13 protein-coding genes are annotated in these 20,204 nt (G+C 67.4%); 8 read left to right on the top strand and 5 right to left on the bottom strand.

The annotated features are described in order from the left end of the window. Positions 1 to 44: 44 nt before the first annotated feature. Positions 45 to 347, top strand: coding sequence for a hypothetical protein (locus ACWGCN_RS17800; protein ID WP_378990388.1), 303 nt, complete (start codon positions 45 to 47; stop codon positions 345 to 347). Between the two features lie 117 nt (positions 348 to 464). Continuing rightward, the gene (locus ACWGCN_RS17795; protein ID WP_378990390.1) at positions 465 to 815 is read left to right on the top strand and encodes a histone-like nucleoid-structuring protein Lsr2; all 351 of its coding nucleotides are present in this window, start codon (positions 465 to 467) and stop codon (positions 813 to 815) included. A gap of 88 nt (positions 816 to 903) precedes the next feature. Here ACWGCN_RS17795 and ACWGCN_RS17790 read toward each other — a convergent pair whose 3' ends face one another. Both ACWGCN_RS17790 and ACWGCN_RS17785 read right to left on the bottom strand, forming a co-directional pair. Further along, complete coding sequence (locus ACWGCN_RS17790) at positions 904 to 1,545, bottom strand: hypothetical protein (protein ID WP_452458354.1); 642 nt, start codon at positions 1,543 to 1,545, stop codon at positions 904 to 906. An 85-nt stretch (positions 1,546 to 1,630) separates the two neighbouring features. Beyond that, a complete protein-coding gene (locus tag ACWGCN_RS17785; protein WP_452458353.1) occupies positions 1,631 to 2,614 on the bottom strand; it encodes a helix-turn-helix transcriptional regulator in 984 nt (327 codons plus the stop codon). Positions 2,615 to 2,722: 108 nt separating this feature from the next. On the opposite strand from ACWGCN_RS17785, the gene ACWGCN_RS17780 reads away from it, so the two are divergent. Then, positions 2,723 to 3,190, top strand: coding sequence for a VOC family protein (locus tag ACWGCN_RS17780; protein WP_378990393.1), 468 nt, complete (start codon positions 2,723 to 2,725; stop codon positions 3,188 to 3,190). Between the two features lie 28 nt (positions 3,191 to 3,218). Here the strand turns inward: ACWGCN_RS17780 and ACWGCN_RS17775 are convergent, their stop codons facing one another. Continuing rightward, positions 3,219 to 3,452 carry a winged helix-turn-helix transcriptional regulator gene (locus tag ACWGCN_RS17775; protein WP_387448362.1) on the bottom strand — a complete coding sequence of 78 codons (234 nt, stop codon included), beginning with the start codon at positions 3,450 to 3,452 and terminating at the stop codon, positions 3,219 to 3,221. A 106-nt stretch (positions 3,453 to 3,558) separates the two neighbouring features. Between ACWGCN_RS17775 and ACWGCN_RS17770 the strand changes: the two genes are divergently transcribed. From ACWGCN_RS17770 to ACWGCN_RS17755, 4 genes are all read left to right on the top strand, one after another. After that, a complete protein-coding gene (locus tag ACWGCN_RS17770) occupies positions 3,559 to 3,729 on the top strand; it encodes a VOC family protein (RefSeq protein ID WP_379318691.1) in 171 nt (56 codons plus the stop codon). 292 nt (positions 3,730 to 4,021) lie between these two features. Beyond that, positions 4,022 to 6,115 (top strand): MMPL family transporter, encoded by a 2,094-nt coding sequence (locus ACWGCN_RS17765; RefSeq protein WP_452458352.1) that lies wholly within the window; start codon positions 4,022 to 4,024, stop codon positions 6,113 to 6,115. Between the two features lie 309 nt (positions 6,116 to 6,424). Continuing rightward, the gene (locus ACWGCN_RS17760; RefSeq protein WP_452458351.1) at positions 6,425 to 13,588 is read left to right on the top strand and encodes an amino acid adenylation domain-containing protein; all 7,164 of its coding nucleotides are present in this window, start codon (positions 6,425 to 6,427) and stop codon (positions 13,586 to 13,588) included. A gap of 35 nt (positions 13,589 to 13,623) precedes the next feature. Next, the gene (locus ACWGCN_RS17755) at positions 13,624 to 16,113 is read left to right on the top strand and encodes an FAD-dependent monooxygenase (protein ID WP_452458350.1); all 2,490 of its coding nucleotides are present in this window, start codon (positions 13,624 to 13,626) and stop codon (positions 16,111 to 16,113) included. 86 nt (positions 16,114 to 16,199) lie between these two features. On the opposite strand, the gene ACWGCN_RS17750 is transcribed toward ACWGCN_RS17755, so the two are convergent. Both ACWGCN_RS17750 and ACWGCN_RS17745 read right to left on the bottom strand, forming a co-directional pair. Continuing rightward, positions 16,200 to 17,057: an alpha/beta fold hydrolase gene (locus ACWGCN_RS17750; protein ID WP_452458349.1), complete on the bottom strand. Its 858-nt coding sequence runs from the start codon at positions 17,055 to 17,057 to the stop codon at positions 16,200 to 16,202. Positions 17,058 to 17,104: 47 nt separating this feature from the next. After that, positions 17,105 to 18,574, bottom strand: a complete 1,470-nt coding sequence (locus tag ACWGCN_RS17745; protein WP_452458348.1) for a long-chain-fatty-acid--CoA ligase — start codon at positions 18,572 to 18,574, stop codon at positions 17,105 to 17,107. A 140-nt stretch (positions 18,575 to 18,714) separates the two neighbouring features. On the opposite strand from ACWGCN_RS17745, the gene ACWGCN_RS17740 reads away from it, so the two are divergent. Continuing rightward, on the top strand, positions 18,715 to 19,920 hold the full coding sequence (locus ACWGCN_RS17740; protein ID WP_452458347.1) for a PucR family transcriptional regulator: 1,206 nt from the start codon (positions 18,715 to 18,717) through the stop codon (positions 19,918 to 19,920). Positions 19,921 to 20,204 lie beyond the last annotated feature (284 nt).

Genomic DNA, 20,204 nt, shown 5'->3' with positions numbered 1-20,204 from the left:
ATTCATCCGATACCTATTCGGGTGAATTCAGAAGGGATCCGGCCATGGTCTACGCCTACATTCAAGATGTCCCTATCGGCGAGGAGCTCTACAACCGGATCATCGAAGGACTGGGCCCGGAACCACTCGACGGCTCGCTACTGCACCTGTGCGTGCGTCGCGACGACGGCGGACTGCGCTATATCGACGTGTGGGAGTCCGAGGCGCATTGCGCTCGCGCCTTCGACGAACGCATCCACCCCGCCGTCGATGCCGCCTTCGCGGGCGCCCGTCCCGGCGAGCCGACGATTCAACACCTCACTGTCGTCCACGCCACCGGCTCGCTCCTGATCGCGAAGGACACCTGACCGTCGACGCTGCGCTTCGCGCCCTTCTGCTGCCTGTGCGCTGGCACTAGGCGCACTCGACCCACATTCGCTACTACGATCCGGGGACACCTCCGCACCCGAATGAGAAGGATTCCCATGGCGCGCAAAATCATTGTCAGCCTTATCGACGACTTCGACGGCACATCCGAAGCCGACGAGACCGTCACATTCGGAATCGACGGAGTCGCCTACGAAATCGACCTGTCCGAGACCAACGCCACCAAACTGCGCGAAACGTTCGACCAGTGGCTTCCCTACGCCCGCCGAATCGGCCGCACCAAGACTTCCACCGGTCGACTCTCCGCGAAAACCGCGGCGAGCACACCGATTCGACGCAATGATCTCACCGCCATTCGTGCGTGGGCCGGCAACAACGGCCACCCGGTGTCGACTCGCGGACGGATCTCCGCAGACGTTATCGCCGCATACGACGCAGCGTCTGCATAAAGCACGACCGTTGTCGTGCTGAACGTTCGCCGGTTGCGACGGGTGACCCGGACACAGTCAAACGTCCGGGTCCAGCACCGCTCCCCGTTCAGATCTCGGCGAGGACCGCAGCATCCACATACCGCGGATCACGGGCGATCGCGGCAAAACTCGACTCACTTTCGGCACCGACCGATTCCTGCACCTCTGCCAACCGGACGAGTAGATCGAAATAGCTCGCCTCAGCCGGACGCAACTCCGCGATCGTCGCCGTGAGATCGAAATCGGCGGCGAACCGCGCCCGGTCGAGACCCACCAACAGCGTCGCCAGCCACCCACCCGAATCCGCCGCGAACATCGACCCGCTGGTTTCGGCCCAGAACAACACCGCGCTCGGTGCCATGTCAGAGCTCAACCGCCCCGCTGCGGCGAGCATCACCAGCGCGGTATAGATGTTCGACTCGCAAAAACCGAAGTGCATCAAATACGCCTCGAGCGCTCCGTCCCGATACCTCAGTACATAGGTCAGCCCGCCGGTGTCCTCCCCGAAGCAGTCGGCGAAGTACTCCCGAGGCGTGATCCCCTCCTCGGCCTGCCGCCAATCCGGCGCCTTGCCGTCCCAGAACCACCCGTCATACATCGCGCCGTGATTCTCGATGGTCTCCGGCCCCGGCGCCGGTGTCGCCAACCACTGCTCGAATGCCTGTCGCTCCATGGGAATTCGAGCAGCAACGACAAACGTGTCCGACACAACCGGCTCCTCATCTCGACGGCACCCACCATCGCGGGCCCACGCGCCATCCTAAGATCTCGCACCCACTACTTCGGCGGCCTGATCACACCGACGGCGCCCGCGCGGCCCGCTCGGCGCGACGGGACAGCGCCGCGAAGGCATCGCGTAGCGCTGGGGGGCCGATGACCTCGATGTCGGTGTCGAAACGCGCCAGTGCCGCGGCGAGCGCCGCCCAGGACCACGAACCCATCGACAGCCTGGTGCGCCCCTCGCCCAGCGCCTCCACGACTGCTTCACCGGCGAACGGAGCGACCCGGGTGGCGGGAAGATCGAGGATTACCTCACCGTTGCACGGCCAGACATCAGCCCTCTCAGAGCCTTTGAACCGCGCGGAGAGAAACGTGACGACGTCTCCACCTGGTAACTCCCGAGCTGCGAAGCGCGGGCCGTGGGGGATGCGCAAACTCATCCGATCGACGCGAAAGCTCCGCCAGCCCGCGCGCTCGGGATCCCAGCCGATCAGGTACCAACGCCCGTTCCGAACCACGAGATGATGGGGTTGGACGCGGCGCGGCGCGCGCAACTCGGTTGTGTGTGCAGACCCCTGATAGTCGAAGCGCACCTCCGCCGCGGATCGAATCGCGGTGCTCAGTTCCACCAGAATTCGGGTGTCGACTTGGATATCGGCACCGCTCGCGGCGAGCTCGAGCGCGTCGACTCGCGCCCGCAACCTCGCCGGTAGGACCTGTCGCACGGTGGCGAGGGCTCGCGCGGCGCCTTCTTCGATGCCCGCCCCGGTCCCGACCGCGATGCGCAACGCCACCGCGAGCGCGACGGCTTGCTCGTCGTCGAACAACAGCGGCGGTAGTTCACTGCCTGCCTCCAGCCGGTAGCCGCCCTCGGGGCCCTTGATCGCCTGGATGGGATAGCCGAGCTCGCGCAGACGGTCGACGTCGCGGCGCACCGTGCGTGCGCTGACGTCGAGCCGCTCGGCCAATAGAGCTCCTGGCCAGTCCCTGCGGACCTGCAGCAAAGACAGCAGTGAGAGCAGGCGGCGCGAAGTCGCCGTCGAAGTCGATGTCGGCATGGTTCCAGATTGCCAGGAGTAGCGGACATTCCCTGTCCGCTACCGGTGACAGTGTGGAATTCGTCGCCCCCCGGCGGCGCACACCACTCGAAGGGACACTGATCAGACATGACGGTCAATACTGTTGCCCACCTGAATTTCCACGGCCAGGCCCGTGCGGCCCTGGAGTTCTACCAGTCGGTATTCGGTGGCCGGCTGACCCTCGCCACCTACGCCGACTTCGGCATGCCGACCGAACTGCCCGACGCCGCCAAGGTGGTGTTCGGTCAGGTCATTGCCGACAACGGATTCCGGGTCATGGCCTACGACGTGCCCGGCCACGACTCCCCTGCCGCTGCGGCCGCGCCCACCACCCGCCGCGACAACGGCACCACCATCACCGAGGAGCGGTTCTTCCTTTCGGTGCGCGGCGAGACCGTCGAGGAGGTCGGCGCGCTGTGGGAACGCCTCGCCGAGGGCGCGACGGTGATCGAGGCATTCGGCCCAGCTCAGTGGGCGCCCGCCTTCGGGATGCTGAGCGATCGCTTCGACGTCACCTGGATTCTCGACGTGGCAGCCGAGTACGTCCCGGCTTGAGCCGTGGTTCGGGGTGCACAGTGATCGGTCAGCGAGGGTCCGCGGTGGGATGGGCGGCGAGCAGTGACTCCAGGTGCGTGCGCGACCAGCCACACAGTTCGTGCACGGTCGTGAGCAGGTCGATCCCGGCCGCGGTGAGCGAATAGTCGACGCGGGGGTTGGCGGAGTGGTGGTCGTAGCGGGCAACGACTCCGTCGGCTTCCAACCCACGTAGCGTCTGGGTGAGCATCTTGTAGCTGATGCCGTCGACCGACCGATGCAACTAGCGCTTGCTCGAGGTAGGCGACAAAGAGTCGGGCGTAGGCCTTGTCATCGCCGGGCCGCAAGACGCGGTCAGCGCATACCGCGACACCATCGGACCGGTGATCGTGGACGACCTCGACGCGGCGAGGCAGTTCGTCACCGACATCGGCGGCGAAATCACCGGCGGACCGATTGTCTCGGCGACAGGTCGGGTGGTGTACGCGCGCCACCCGGACGGCACGAACGTCGAATACGTGCAGTGGGCAGCCGGCATCCGCTCGCACGTGCTCGACTGACAGCGGCGGGCCGCTCGAATCCAACTCAGAATCCTGTCGCTACGACAAGTTCTCCGGCGGAAATTCTCCGGAGGATGCAGTGACAGGGGCCGTTCGCCGCATCGATACTTGCTTCGACCCGGGTCGCGGGATGGCACCGGCGCCGCCCCCTCCATGCCCGGGGTCGCGGCGGTAGTGATGGCCGTCGCGATGAAGACGGCGCCGGAGTGCACGTGCGGGGCCCGCGATGAGATGAGGGACGGTGCGAGTACTCGCGCGGACAGCTGTTGGTCGACCGAAGACCGTGATCGCGGTGATCACGCTGTTACTCGTTCTCGCGGGTGCGGGTGGCGCCTCGCTGCAGCAGCGATTGTCCGGCGGCGGGTTCTGGAACGCGGACGCCGAATCCGCGCGCGCCGCGCGGATCTTGGCGGACGAGTACACCACAGGAACACCGAATGTCATTGTGCTGGTCGATGTTCCGGCCGCAGGAGGAACCGTCGATACACCCGCGGTCGCCGCCACCGGTCTACGGCTGACCACCGAGCTGGCCGCGGTATCCGGTGTGCGTTCGGTGAGCTCGTACTGGTCCACCGGATCGCCAGAGTTCCTTCGCACTACCGATCGCGGCAAGGCGCTGGTCGCCGTGGATGTTCCCGGCGACGAGATCGTGGTGGACACCGTGGTGTCCCGGCTGATCGACAGCTACCGGGATCGGGACTACGGCGAGCTCCACCTGCGGCTGGGTGGCGCCGCGGTGAGCTATCACGATGTCACCGAACAACTGTCGCATGACATGAAAGTCAGTGAGGCAGTGACGATTCCGATCCTGCTGGTGCTGTTGGTGCTGATCTTCGGCAGTCTGATCGCCGCGGGGCTGCCGCTGGTACTCGGCGTGGTGTCGATCATCGGCACCTTCGGAATCCTGCGTCTGCTCACCGAGATCACCCAGGTTTCCAGCTATGCGCTGAACCTGACCACGGTGCTCGGACTCGGTCTCGGCATCGACTACAGCCTGTTCCTGGTCAGCCGATTCAGAGAAGAGCGCCACGGTGGTCGCGACGTACCGACCGCGGTGCGGGTGACCGTGCTGACCGCCGGGCGCACGGTGCTGTTCTCGGCCGCCACGATCGTCATCGCGATGCTGGCGATGCTGCTGTTCCCGATGCCGTTCCTGCGTTCACTGGCCGCGGCCTGCCTGTCGGTGACGCTCTTGGCCGCGCTCGCGACCGTGACATTGCTGCCTGCCCTGCTCATGTTGTTCGGGCACCGCATCGACTCACTCGACCTGCGTCGAGGCCTCCGGCGGCTACGCGGGCGAGCCGACCCAGCACCGATGCGGCCCGAGAACGGTTTCTGGTATCGCACCGCACGGCGAGTCACCGCGCGCCCCTGGGTATTCGGTGGTGCCGCGCTGCTGGTGGTGGTCTTGCTCGGTGTCCCGTTCGCCGGGTTGCGATTGGGACTGACCGACGACCGAGCATTGCCGGTGACGGTGGAGAGCCGTCAGGTCGGTGACGTGCTGCGCGCCGAATTCCCGGCGACCTCGGCGGGCCGATTCGATGTGGTCGTCGACGGGCCGATCAGCGCGGACGAACTGGCCCAGCTGACACAACGCATACAGCACCTCTCGCATGTGCGGCTGGTCCGTGGCCAGTCCGGGCCCGAGGGCGCACATCTGACGGTGATCCCCGGCGTCGACCCGTATTCGCCGGCAGCCGAAACCTTGCTCGATGACATCCGGCGGACCGATTCGCCCGCGCCTCTGCTGGTCGGCGGCGCCACGGCCGAGAACACCGATACCAAATCCGGATTGGCAGGGCGCCTGCCGCTGGTGGTCGCACTCATCGTGGTCGCGATGCTGGTGTTGCTGTTCGCGTTCACCGGCAGCGTGGTGATCCCGTTGAAGGCGGTGCTGCTCAACACGTTGAGCTTGTCGGCGACCTTCGGCGCGATGGTCTACATCTTCCAGGACGGGCATCTGAAATGGCTGGTCGGCGATTTCACCGAGATCGGCTATCTGGCCGCGCCCGTACCGGTGCTCGTCTTCTGCTTGGCCTTCGGATTGTCGATGGACTACGAAGTGTTCCTGCTGTCACGGATCGCCGAGGAGTACCGGACGCGCGGTGTGACAGCCGACGCGGTCGCGTACGGACTGGAGCGCACCGGCCGCATCGTCACCGCGGCCGCCGCGCTGATGGCGATTGTCTGTGTGGGGCTGGCCTTTTCACAGGTCGCGTTCACCAAGCTGATGGGCGTGGGCTTGACGCTGGCGGTGCTGATGGACGCGACCGTCGTCCGGGGCGTGTTGGTACCTGCCTTCATGCGCCTGCTGGGCGCCGCGAACTGGTGGGCACCGCCGTTCCTGCGACGAGTCCATCGTCACATCGCCGTGCGTGAGAACTGACCGATCGCCTGCGCGGCGGTTTGGCTCCCGGTGCAATTCTTCGGCTCCGTATTCGTCTCACAGGACCAAATATCCGGACAATCCGCCGTTCCGCCGGTCCATTTCCGCGATAAGTGACTTCCGTTACCGCACAACAACATTGGCTATCGACCAACCCGAATGACACAGTGAAACGAGCGCCGTTTGGGCGCACGGACCACTCGTGAATCGCCCGATCAGCCGGGCGAAGACCGCCACCGGACGGAATTCGGATCGCTGCAGCGCCGCGCGATCGAGCACATTTCAGCTCTTCACCTCAGGGGTATATCCATGTCCGTTTCCATGCGCCATCCACTGACTGCCTATCAGCGCGACATCTGGACGATCGTGGAACATTTTCCCGGTCTGCCCAGCTACCTCTCCAACGTGGTCGGCCGCTTCTCCCTCGCCGTCGACGTCGACGTGATGGTCGCCGCGATCGAGCGGACCTGGGCGCGCAACGACGGTCTGCGGCTGCGGTACCGCGTCCTCGACGGTGTTCCCTACCAGGAGCTCTCGTCCGACCCGATGCCGGAGGTCCAGGTCATCGACGTCGGTGCTGCCCCCGATCCACATGCCGAGGCGCAGCGCCGGATCGAGGTGCTCACCGGTTCGGCGATCGACCTCACCGGGGCGGTGCCCTTCCGGGCGCACATCATCCGCGTCGGCGCGGAGGCCACCTACCTGGTCTTGACCACCCACCACGTCGCCGCCGACGCGACCGGGCTGTTCCATATCGGCGCTCAGATCCTCACCGACTACGCCACGACGATGACCGGGAATCCGATCGAGCTACCAGGGTCCTCGTTTCTGGGATGCCTGCCGTTCGAACGTGATTATCGGGCAAGCGATCAGTACCTGCTCGACCGCGACGCTCTGGTCGCCGCGCTGACCACCAGCACCCCCGCACTGTTCGACCGGCCCCGCGCCACCGAGGGGCTGGCACCGGTCACGGCGTACGAGTTCACGCTGGATCGCTTGCTGGTCAACCGGATTCGCGAATCAGGGCTGTCGCTGTACCCGTATTTCTGTGCGATGCTCGGCCTCTACCTGTCGCGTGTCCTGCGCACCGACGAGGTCGCCATCGGCATCCCGTTCGGTAATCGCGCCAACCCCACCGAGCAGGCCACCATCGGTCACTTCGCCAACACGCTGCCACTGTCCATCCGGACAGCGGGCCCTCGCACCGTGCGCGAATTGGTGTCCACGGTGAAAGCCGATGTGCGCCGCATGAAGCAGCACGAGCGTTATCCGCTCGGCGATCTCATGGGTGAGCTGCGCCGCCTCGGCAACCCGGCGAGACAGCTGTTCGACGTGACGGTCGCCTACCCGCGCCTGCCCTCGGCCGCGGGCCTGATCGACGGACTCGAGGAAGTACAGCAACCCTCCCAGGGGTACAGCCCGCTGGCGATGGCCTGGACGATCTCGGAGATCGATGACAACGGGCCGCTGCTGATCCGCCTCGATCACGCCGCCGACATCTTCGATGCCGACTACCCGATCGAGTCCGTCGCCGAGCACCTGATCGCGTTGCTGCACGCCGGGATCGACGCTGTCGACACCGACCCGGCGCTGCTGCCGATGTTGTCGGCGGCCGAGCACGACCTGCTGGTCGACCGTGCTCGCGCGACGGCGCGCCCCTACGAGGACCAGACCACCGTCATCGCCCGCATCATGGCTCACGCCGAGCGCACGCCGGACGCGGTGGCGGTCCACACCGCGACCGACGCCTCGATCACCTACCGCGAGCTCGCCGACCGTGCCGCCGCCCTGTCCGGTGTGCTCCGCGATTCCGGGGTCGAGGCCGGCGATCTGGTCGCGGTGCTGCTCGAACGCGGGCCGGACATGCTCGTCGCGATCCTGGGCGCTGTGCACGCCGGAGCCGCCTATGTCCCGATCGACCCCGGCTATCCTGCCGACCGCATCGCCTACCTGCTGGCCGACAGTGCCGCCAAGGTGGTGCTGACCGACACCGAGATGTCCGGCGGGCTCGTGCTGTCGCCAGAGAACTGGTCGACGGACACCCCGGCGCGGACTCCGGCCCCGACCGGCACCGACCCGGCCTACGTGATCTACACATCCGGCTCCACCGGTCGTCCCAAAGGTGTGGTGGTCGAGCATCATTCGGTGCTCAACCGGATCGGCTGGATGCAGCGGCAGTATCCGCTGGGCCCCACCGATGTGATCCTGCAGAAGACGCCGTCCTCGTTCGACGTGTCGGTGTGGGAGCTGTTCTGGTGGGCGCTCGAGGGTGCCCAGGTGGCGCTGCTGCGGCCGGGCGGTGAGAAGGATCCCCGTGAACTGCTCGCCGCCGTCGCCGACTTCGGTGTCACGGTCATGCATTTCGTGCCGTCGATGCTGACGCCCTTCCTGGATCTGCTCGAGTCCGACCCGACCGCGGTGGACGAGGCCGCCGGTCTGAGGACGGTGTTCTGCAGTGGTGAGGCGCTGCTCCCCCATCAGGTCAACCGGTGGAATCAGACTTTCGCCGGGCTCGGTGCCCGCGCGCCACGCCTGGTCAACCTGTACGGCCCGACCGAGGCCACCGTGGACGTGTCCTATTACGACTGCCCGGTCGACCCGGCCCGAACGGTGACCCGGGTACCGATCGGCCGACCGATCGACAACACCCGCCTGTACGTGCTCGGCCCGTCCGACCAGCCTCAACCGGTCGGCGTCGCGGGCGAATTGTGCATTGCCGGAGCCGGTCTGGCGCGGGGCTACCGCGATCGCCCGGAATTGACGGCGGAGAAATTCGTCGCCGACCCGTTCCACCCGGGCGAGCGGATGTATCGCACCGGCGATCTGGCTCGCCGCCTCGCCGACGGTGAACTGGAGTACCTGGGACGCATCGACCGGCAGGTGAAGATCCGGGGCAACCGGGTCGAGCTGGGCGAGGTCGAGAACGCACTGGCCGCACTGCCCGGCATCACCGCCGCCACGGTCATCGACCGGGCTGCCCCCGACCGCGCCACCTATCTGGCCGCCTACTGCGTGGCGGCATCCGCACCGGAGCCCGCAGCACTGCGTGCTGCCTTGTCGAAGACATTGCCGGAGTTCATGATTCCGTCGCTGTTCGTTCGCGTCGACGCGATCCCGCTGACCCCGAGCGGCAAGGCCGACCGCGCCGCGCTCGCGGCGATCACCGCCGAGAACTCGACCGTCGAGCACACCGCACCCCGCACACCGGTCGAGGAACAGTTGGCGCTCATCTGGCGCGAGGTGCTCGACCGCGAGTCGGTATCGGTGTTCGACAATTTCTACGACCTCGGTGGCGACTCGATTCTGCTGCTGCGTGTGCGAGCCAGGGCCGAGGCCAGGGGGCTGGTGATCAGCGCTCGTGACATCGCCGAATGCCCCACCATCGCCGAACTGGCCGAGCGGGCGGGCACCGGTGCTGTCGCCGCGACCGCCCTCGCCCCGTTCGAACTGGTGGCCGGGATCGACCGAGCCCGCCTACGGCATGTGGTGGACGCGTACCCGTTGACCAGGTTGCAGCTGGGCATGCTGTTCCACAGCCGCGAACGTGCCGAATCTTCGCTCTACCACGATGTCTTCCGGTATTCGCTGCGGATGCCGTGGGACGAGGCAGCACTGCGTGCCGCGACGTCGCGATCGGTCGCCCGGCATCCGATGCTGCGCACCTCCTTCGAGCTCGCCGGCTACTCCGAGCCGCTGCAACTCGTGCACGCCCACCTCGATCCCCCGTTGACGATCGTCGACCTGCGCGCGACCGAAGCCGACCAGGCCGAGGCATTGATTCGTGACCATATCGAGCAACGACGCCTGCGCCGGTACGACTTCGACCAGCCGGGCCTGTTCGATCTCACGGTGTACCGGCTCGCCGACCGGATCGAGCTGGTGCTGGCGTTCCACCACGCCATCCTCGACGGCTGGAGTGTGGCGACGCTGATCTCGGAGCTGCTGGCGGACTATCGGGGCGCGGGCGAGTTCCCCGCCGAGCTTCCGTCCTTCGCCGAATATGTTCGTGCCGAGCGTGATTCGCTCGACGATCCGGCCGATCGGGAGTACTGGGCACGGGAGTTGGACGGTGCGGAGACGATCGGTGTCCCCGGACTGCGCCCCCATGTCCCCGTGGATGCGACACCGACCGCGGGCCCGGCGCAGGCCCGTGTTTCGGTACCGGTTGCGGTCGGCGCCGACTTGCTGGCACGCGCCGACGAAGTGGCCGCCGCCGCGCATATCCCGGTCAAGGCAGTCCTGCTGGCCGCACACCTGTGCACCGTCGGCCTGTTGTCCGGTCGCACGGATGTGACCACCGGCGTCGTCACCCATGGGCGGCCCGAGCGCATCGATGCCGAGCGCATGGCCGGACTGTTCCTGAACACGATGCCACTGCGGTTGAACTTCAGCGGCCGCAGTGGGCGTGAGGTGCTCACCGGTGTCTTCGAGCGCGAGCGCAACAGCGCACAGCACAAGCGGTTCCCGCTCACCGACATCCAGCGCGAAGTAGGCGTGGTCGTCGACACCGCGTTCAACTATGTCCACTTCCATGCCGCGGGCGCGGCCATGGACGCGCTGGACGTGACCTTGCTCGGCATCGACATTCGCGAGGACACCAACTTCGCGCTGCTGGTGAACGTGATCCGCAACCCGCTCGACGGAACGCTGGCACTGCGCGTCGACGGCGACCCCGCGACCTACACCCGCGACCAGCTGGTCGGCATCGGTGAAACCTACCTGCGCGTCCTCGACCTGCTCACCGGCGATCCCTCGGCCACAGTGGACTTCGGCTCGCTGGCTCCCTCCCCGGAGACGCTGGTCGCCGCACCTGCCTCTGGCACGGTGATCGACCTCTTCGATGCCCGCGCGGCCCGCACACCCGATGCGATTGCCGTCGAAGTCGGCAGTCGGGCAATGACATACGCGGAGTTGCTCACCCTATCCAATCGGGTGGCGGCAACACTGGTGGCGCGCGGGGCACGCCAGGGCGACCGCATCGCGGTGGCCGTGGACCGATCACCCGAGCAGATCGCGACAGTTCTGGGAATCGCCAAGGCGGGCGCGGCCTGCGTGCCGCTCGATGTCAGCTATCCGACCTCGCGCCTGCACGCGATGCTGGACCAGGCACAGCCGTTCGCGGTGATCACCGGCGCCGGCCACGAGACTCTGGTACCAACCCGGTATTCGCGACTCACCCTCGACGAACTGCTCGCACCCGGAATCACCGCCGAACTGCCGGCGAGCGATCCCGAGGCCACCGCGTACGTGTTGTTCACTTCCGGCTCCACCGGGACGCCGAAGGGTGTGGCCATGCCGCATCGCGCGCTCGCCAACCTGATCCGCTGGCAGCTCTCGGCCACCAGCGGAGTTCTCCCCGGTGCCGAACGGGCCCCGGCGACCACGCAATTCGCCCCCTTGTCGTTCGATGTGTCATTCCAGGAGATCTATTCGACGCTGTGCGGTGGGGGTCGCCTCATCGTGCTGAGCGAGGAGCAGCGCCGCGATCTACCTGCCCTGGCCCGCGTACTCACCAGCACCGGCACCGAACGGATCTTCCTGCCCTATGTGGCCTTGCAGCAACTGGCCGAGGCCGCGATCCGGCTCGGCACGGCACCGACCGGGCTGCGGGTGATCATCTCCTCCGGCGAGCAACTCCGCGTCACCGACGAGATCCGGGCGCTGTGCGCGGCAGGGACCGAAGTGCTGCTGGAGAACCAGTACGGCCCCACCGAAACCCATGTCGCCACCCGATACACGATGACCGGCGACCCGGCGCTGTTCCCGGTGCTGCCACCGATCGGCACCGCCATCGACAGCGTGGAGATCCTCGTCCTCGACGACCGGCTGCGCCCGGTTCCCGACCACGTGCCCGGCGAGATCTACCTCGGCGGCGCCGCCCTCGCCGACGGCTACGAGCACCGGCCCGATCTCACCGAGGCCGCCTTCGTTCCGCACCCGTTCGCACCGCCGCGCCGGCTGTACCGGACCGGCGATATCGGTCGCCGGCTGCCCGGCGGCGAGGTGATCAGTGACGGTCGCCGTGGTGGACAGGTCAAGATCCGCGGTCACCGGGTGGAACCGATGGAAGTCGAGCTGGCGCTGCACCGCGTCACCGCGGAGCTGCCCGGCGTCAGCGAAGTCGCCGTGGTGGCGCACACCACCGTCGCAGGGGCCTCCAGCGCCCACACCGTACTGGTGGCGTTCCTGGTCGGCTCCCGTGCCGGTGCCGACGAGGCGGAGATCGCCGCCGCACTGCGGGAATGGTTGCCGGACTACATGATTCCCAGTCGGCTGGTCTGGCTCGACGCGATGCCACTGACTCCGAGCGGCAAGCGGGCCGACGCGGTCCTGGCCGCAACGGCACTGCCCGCCGCCACCTCGGCGGGCCGGGTTCGCCCGCGCACGCCCGCGGAATCAGGGCTGGCGGCGCTGATGGCCGAAGCACTCGGCCTGCCCGAAATCGGCGTGCACGACGACTTCTTCGCTCTCGGCGGTACTTCCCTGACCGCGATGCGCCTGATCGTGTCCATCGAACAGCGCTACGGGGTGTCGCTGCCGGTCTCCACCCTGGCTACCGGCCCCACAGTCGCCGCCCTGGCCGCGCAGCTCGACGAACGTGCCGAGGCGGGTGTCGATCCGCTGGTGCTCCTGCGACCGGGTACCGGGACACCGCTGTTCCTCGTGCACCCGATCGGCGGAAATGTGCTCTGCTACATCGAATTGAGCAAACACCTACCCGATGGGCTGCCGCTGTACGGCCTGCAGGCCGCGGGTCTCGAGACGGGCAGCACCCCGGCCGAATCCATCGCGGAGATGGCGAGCAATTACATCGCGGCACTGCGCCGTGTCCAACCGGCGGGGCCTTATCATCTGGGCGGCTGGTCACTGGGCGGGATGGTCGCCTTCGAAATGGCGCGCCAACTGTCCGAGGCCGGTCACGAGGTGGGCACCCTGGCGCTGATCGACACCATGACGGTGCGCCACGGCGACGGCATGCCGGTGCCCGAACACGCGCTCTACGAGTTCTTCCTGTGGGAACTGCTGTGGCTGGCGCGCGGCGCCGACACCGCGGTGATCGAGATCCCGCAGGAGCTCGACACCGACGACTCCGTCTTCGACTTCATCCTCGCCACCGCCGTCGAAGCGGGCGTGCTGCCGCCGACCGGATCCCGTGCGCTGGTCCGGCGGTTGTTCGAGGTGTTCGTGGCGGGGTGGCGCGCGATCGACGCCTACCGGCCGCAGGCTTATGACGGCGACATCACCCTGTTGCGCGCCGCGCTGCCGCTGCCGCAGGTGCTTCGTCCCGCCCATGATCGGGCGGGCACACTGCACCGAGACCCGACCAACGGCTGGGATGCCTACGCGGCAGGACATCTCGAGGTCGTCGAGGTACCGGGTGATCATCTGACGTTGATCCAGTCCCCGCACGTCGCCGAGGTGGCCGCCCGACTGGCTCGATTGCTCGAACAAGCGGCAGCGACCGCATCATGACTCTGACGAATCCCGCGACACAGCAAGGAAATCCAGTGAACTCACCCGTGAAGTCGGCACTAGTGGTCGGCGCAGGCATCGGCGGTCTCACCGCCGCCGCGGCCCTGCGCCGGGCCGGAATCGATGTCGTGCTGTGCGAGCGCGGCCCGGAACTGCGCGCGGCCGGATTCGGTCTGTCGGTGCAGTCGAACGCGATGAACGCCCTGCGCACCCTCGATCTCGGCATCGACGAGGAACTGCTCCGAGCGGGCGCACAGGCGCGATCGTTCACCTTTCGCCGGCCCGGCGGTTCGGACATGCGACGCATCGACGTGTCCGGCATCGACGCCGAATTGGGCGCTCCCGCGGTCGCACTCGCCCGCAAAGACCTCCACGACGTGCTGCTGGCAGCCTGCGGCGACGACCTGCGGGTAGAGCTCGGCGCCGAGGCGGTCGCGTTCACCGAGACCGCCGACGCGGTGCAGGTCGAGTTCACCGACGGCCGCACCCTGAGCGCCGATGTGCTGATCGGCGCGGACGGAATCAACTCCGCGATCCGCGCCCAGCTGCACGGCGCCGAGGCTCCGCGGCCGGGCAAGTTCGTGTGCTGGCTGGCGCTGGTGCCGTTCGCGCACCCAGCGATCGAGCCCGGCGCCTCGATCCACTACTGGGGCAGGGGCATGCGCTTCGGCATCCACGACATCGGACACGGCAATGTCTACTGGTGGGCCACCCTGACCACCACCGCCGAGCAGGCCGCGGACTGGCCGCACGGCAAAGACGATCTGCTCGCCAGATTCACGGGTTGGGCGCCCGAGATCACCGAGATCATCACCGCCACACCGGAATCGGACATTCTCGCACTGCCCGCTCAGGACCGCCCGCCGCTGACCGCGTGGGGCAGCGGCCGGGTGACCCTGCTCGGCGACGCCGCCCACCCGATGCTGCCCAGTCTGGGGCAGGGCGCGAACTCGGCGATCGAGGACGCGGTGGTGCTCGCGCACGCGCTGGCCACCCACGACGACGCTGCGGCCGGACTGCGGGTCTACGAACAGCGGCGGATTCCGCGCACCACGATGCTCGTCGACGGATCCCGCAAGCTGGGCCGCCTCGAACAGACCCGCAATCGTGCGCTGATCGTCGTTCGCGACGGCTTCATCGTCAAGAGCGTCGAAGCGAAACTGCAGGCCAGTCTCGCCGAACCGATGACGTGGCCCGGGCTGGGCGACCTCGAGTCGGTCGCCGCGCTGCCGCGGCCGTTGTCCACGCTGGAACGCTGGCACTGGACCGTGGATCAGGTGGCGCCGCTGCACATCGTCTCGCGAGTGCGCGTCACCGGCGACCTCGACGCCGATACGGTCCGTGCCGGTCTGGCCGCGCTGACTCGGCGGCATCCGATGCTGCATGCCGAAGTGCGCAGCGATGACGGCCGCAATCCACGCTTCGTCCCGGTCGCGATTGCCCCGATTCCGTTGCGCGAGGTGATATCCGAGGACTGGGTCGCCGAGGTCGACGCCGAGTTGCGGACACGATTCGAAGCAGAGGCACCGCTGCTGCGCGCCACCTTGATCACCGTCGCACCGGACGTCCACGACCTCGTGCTGACCTCCACCTACACCATCGCCGACGCGGTAACCGTGCTGTCGTTCGCCCGGCAGGTGCTCGAGCTCGCCGCCGAAACCGGCGGCTGGGTTGCCGAAGTGCCCGCGCCACCCGCGCCGGAAGCGTTGTTCCCCCGGCCTTTCCAAGGCTGGCGAGGCAAGCGCAAGGCCATCGCCCGGCTGGCGGCCGACGGGGTGCGCGATCTGCGGGTCAAGCCGGTGCGAGTCAGCGCGGGCACCGAAGTTGCACCTGCGCAGCGTTTCACCAAGCTGACGCGGCGAGTGGTGGACGGGACCCAGTACCAGGCACTCCTCGACGCCTGCGCCACACGCGACGTACCACTGTCGGGTCTGGTCGCCGCCGCACTCGCGCGCGCCGCCGGAAACGACGCCGATGCACCGCGAGCCCACTTCCCGGTCGGTGTCTCGGTGCTGTTCCGCGAGCAGCTCGAGCGACCGCTCGACGCCACCCACACCGGCGCTTACCAGGCGATGATCGCCCTTCCCACACCGGCGGGACAACCGCTGTGGCAGACGGCCACCGACTTCGCCACCGACTTCGCGAGTCGTATCGAACAGCGCCAGCACCTGGCCAACCTGGGTGGAATCGGATTCATGCTGCCCAAGACACCGGCGCAACCGGACAAGGTGGTCGGCCTGCTGGACGCCCGCGGGCCGGGCAATCTGTGCCTGACCTTCGTCGACACTCGTGACTTCCCTGCCCGTATCGGCAACTGGGAGGTCTCCGGCGCCGAAGTCGTCTCCGGCATGTCGATCAGTGGTCTGATGATGCTGACCGTCGGTCACGGCACCGACGCGTTGTCGCTGAATCTCGGCTACATCGACGGACTCCTGTCGCCCGAACGCGCCGACGCGTTGATCGACACCGTCGTCGACGCTCTGCTCAGCGTGGTTCCCGCACCGGAAGTCGCTGCTGCGCACTGAGTTCCGCCCCCGACCGACCACGACGGCACTTCGGTATCGATCTCGACATCGAAGTGCCGTGGTCGTTCGGATCGACGCGCCGGCACCTAGATCGCCGGAACGCGGTCCCGCGAGATCCACGCGATGAGTTCGTTCTCCACCTCGTCGCGATTGATCTCGTTGAGGATTTCGTGGCGGGCGTTCGGGTACACGCGGTAGGTGATGTCGCTGAGCCCCGCGTCGCGGTAACGCCGCACCTGCAGATCACTGAGTCGCGCACCGTCATTGAGCGGGTCACTGCCGCCGACCATGACATACAGCGGCAGGTCGGTCCGGATGCCGCGGGGCCGGGCGAGCCGTTCGTTGCCCAGCTTCGCCAGCGATGCCATATTCACCGCGTCGATCTCGAACCCGCACCACGGGTGGGCCAGGTAGGCATCGACCTGGGCCTCGTCGCGGCTGAGCCAGTCGGCGGGCGTGCGGGTCGGCTGGAACTCCCGGTTGAACAGGGCGAGCAGATCGCCGTCGGCGGCGGCGATCTCGACGAACAGTTCATCCACCGCGGTGGTACCGCACAGGACCGCGGCATCGACCAGCGCGTCGTGATCGAGCAGGTACTGCTGGACCGCGAACGAGCCGAGGCTGTGCCCGAACAACACCACGCGCCGATCGGGATGGATCTCGCGCAGGATCGTGGTGAGCGCCGCCATGTCCTCGACGAGCAGATTCCAGCCGTTGTCGCCGAGGTCACCGGGTGTACCGGCCATGCTGTGTCCGTGTCCGCGATGGTCGGCTGCGTAGACGGCGTAGCCGAGCGCCACGAGACGTTCGGCGAGATGGCTGTAGCGCGCGGCATGTTCTCCCATGCCGTGCGCGATCTGGACCACGCCGGTGACGTCGTCGCCGGCGGGCAGCCAGGACCGGACGTGGATGGTGGTGCCGTCACTGCTGGGGTAGCTGAACATGGATCACTCCTGTGTGATGTGCGGACAGTGTTGTGCGACAGCGGCTTTCACGGACCGGTGATGGCGCGTTTGAGGATCTTGCCGGTCGGCCCGGTCGGCAGGGCGTCGAGTAGCCACACCTGCCGCGGGTATTTGTAGGCCGCGACCCGATCCCGGACGAATTCCTGGATCTGCTCGCCGGTCGTGCTCGCGCCGACGCGCAGGGCGACGGCGGCCACGATCTCCTCGCCCAGATGCGCGTCGGCGATCCCGATGACCGCGGCCTGGGTGATCTCGGGATGCTCGTAGAGCACCTCTTCGATCTCGCGCGGATACACGTTGTAGCCGCCGCGGATGATCATGTCCTTCTTGCGGTCGACGATGTAGAGGTAGCCGTCTTCGTCGCGACGGGCGAGGTCACCGGTGCGAAACCAGCCGTCGGGGATCGCCGTGGCGGTGTCGGCGGGTCGGCGCCAGTACCCCAGCATCACGTTGGGGCCGCGCACCACGATCTCGCCGATTCCGTCGATGCTGTCGACGAGTTCGACCTCGACGTCGCGGATCGGCGTACCGATCGAGCCTGGTTTGCGTGGCTGTCCCGCATGGTTGAACGCGACCACCGGACTGGTCTCCGACAACCCGTATCCTTCGAGAATCACACAGCTGAAACGCTGTTCGAAGCCGTGCAACAGCTCCACCGGCAGCGAGGCGCCACCGGAGACGCAGCGGCGCAAGGTCGAGACATCGGCCTCGGCGGCGCCGGAGTCGTGCAGCAGCGCCGAATACATCGTCGGCACACCGGCGAACACCGTCACACCGTCGCGCGCGATCGCCTCGAAGACCGCCGCGGGTTCGAAGCGCGGCACCAGGGTCAGGCAGGCGCCGCTGCGGATCGCCGCGTTCATCGCGCAGGTCTGGCCGAAGGTGTGGAACAGCGGCAGGCAGCCGAGGATCACATCCTCGGTGCCGATATCGAGCACGGTCGTGGAATAGACGTCGGCGTTGTGGACCAACCCGGAATGCGACAGCGCGGCGCCTTTGGGCGTGCCGGTGGTGCCGGAGGTATAGAGGATCACGGCCGGTTCCTCGGCGGTGATCGAGCGATCGTCGCGGCGGGGGTCGTGCCCGGCGAGCAGTTCGGCCAGGAGGTCGGCGTCGATGGTGAGCGCCGTGGACCCGGCTTCCTGCGCGCCATGCGGACCTTCACCCGGCCCGTCGACCCAGTCGAACAACAGCGCCGCCATTGAATCCCGCAGGTAATAGGCAACTTCGCGCGATTTGAGCAACGGGTTCATCGGCACGACCACCGCGCCGGATCGCAGGATGCCGTAGTACAGCACGACGAATTCCGGCACGTTCGGCAGCATCAGCGCCACCCGATCCCCTGGCTCGATCCCACGCTCGCGCAGAAAGGCGGCGACCCGAGCAGTGCGCTCCTCGAGTTCCGCGTAGGTCAGCACGGTCGTACCCGAGCGCAGCGCAGGCCGGTTCGGGTGGCGCAGGGCGGAGTGGAGCAGGTTCTCGCTCAGAGCGGGCATCGGCAGATCCTCGGGGACGAAAGCGGTCGACAACGCGAAAATCGTCGCACCGCTGTGACCGCGATCCCATGGATCGCCGGACAACATCGCCGCGAAAGCATTGTCCGCGGGAACAACCGCACCCCCGGTAAGCTGCGGAAATGGTCCGAACATCGCCACCGAGCCCGATCGTCGACGTCGCGGCGGCGCTGCTCGCGCGCATCGACGATCTCGGACTGCAGCTGGCCCGGCGATTCGTCGACGAACTCGAGACCTACCGCAACGAGAACCAGGTTCCGTTCGACACGATCCGCACCTCCTGCACCCGCAATCTGACGCTGATGGTGCAGCACTTCACCACCGCCGAACCGGTGGATCCCGAGCCGCCGAAGGAAACCGGCAGGCTGCGCGCCCAGCAGGGTGTGCCGCTGGCCGAGACCCTGCACGCCTTCCGGATCGGCTTCGAATTCCTGTGGTCGGAACTGGTCGCCGAAGCCAGACGGCATCCGGCGGTCACCGACGCCGTCCTCGTCGATCTGGCGGCCGAGGTGTGGGCGCTGGCAGGCGAGTACTCCGTCGCCGTCGCGGCCGCCTACCGGGAGATGAGCTCAGAACTCGTGCTGCAGCGCGAGCACGAGCGGTCGGTGCTGGTCGAGGCGTTGTTCACCGGCGTCATCGCCGACCCGGCCACCCTCGGCGAGGCCACGCGCGTTCTCGGGCTGCCGCCGCGGGGACGCTACGTGGTGGTCGCCGCGGAGGTCAGCGCCGCGGGCCGGGAGGCGCTGCCCGGCATCGAAACCGAGTTGCGCCGTGCGCAGATCATCTCCGCTTGGCGACTCCGCCCGGATCAGCAGATCGGCGTTCTCGCGCTCCCGGCGAATCAGGAGTCCACCACGCTGGCCACGCTGCGCAAATTCCGAGCGCGCGTCGGCATGAGCCCACCGTACGAGTCACTCACCGACACCCCGCAGGCGCTGCATTTCGCCCGGCTCGCGGTGGTCGGCCTCGGCGATCACACCTCCGGCGTCGCCCGATTCGACGACAATCCGCTGGGCATGGTGGTCGCCGCCGCGCCACTGGAGGCTGCGCGCATGGTCGACCTGCGCCTACACGAGGTGCTCGCCCTCCCCCACGACGACCACCATCGCCTCCTGGAAACCCTCGAAACCTGGTTCACCGCAGGTGGTTCCGCGGCCACCACCGGCGAACGCCTCTACCTGCACGCGAACACAGTGCGCTACCGCCTCCGCCACATCGAGAAACTCACCGGCCGCTCCCTCACCGACCCCGCCGCAGTACGCGATCTCGGTGCGGCACTACAGGCTTGGAAGGTGCTGGCCACAGTGCGCGCGGGTCGAGGCCTGTGATCTGAGGAGACCCTCCATCCTGCCTACCGTTCTGCAGAGCATCCAACCTCATCGAACTCGGACTCGTCGGGACTGTTAGCCGAGTGATGCGTGAGGTAGGCACCCGCGTTCTTTCCGTGGCCCCACCGGCCCCCTCGCCTGTGTCCCGTCCTGCGTTTGTTCGGATCCGCCGTTGCTTGTCGGGCCCTGTCGCTAATGTCACGCGGATGGACGCGGTACAGGTACAGAAGAAGCTCGAGCTCTCTCCCGATGAGGACTTCATCCTCACCGCGTGGCAGTACCAG

The organism is Nocardia sp. NPDC055050 (assembly GCF_053608345.1).
This window is presented reverse-complemented; position numbering and strand designations above follow the sequence as displayed.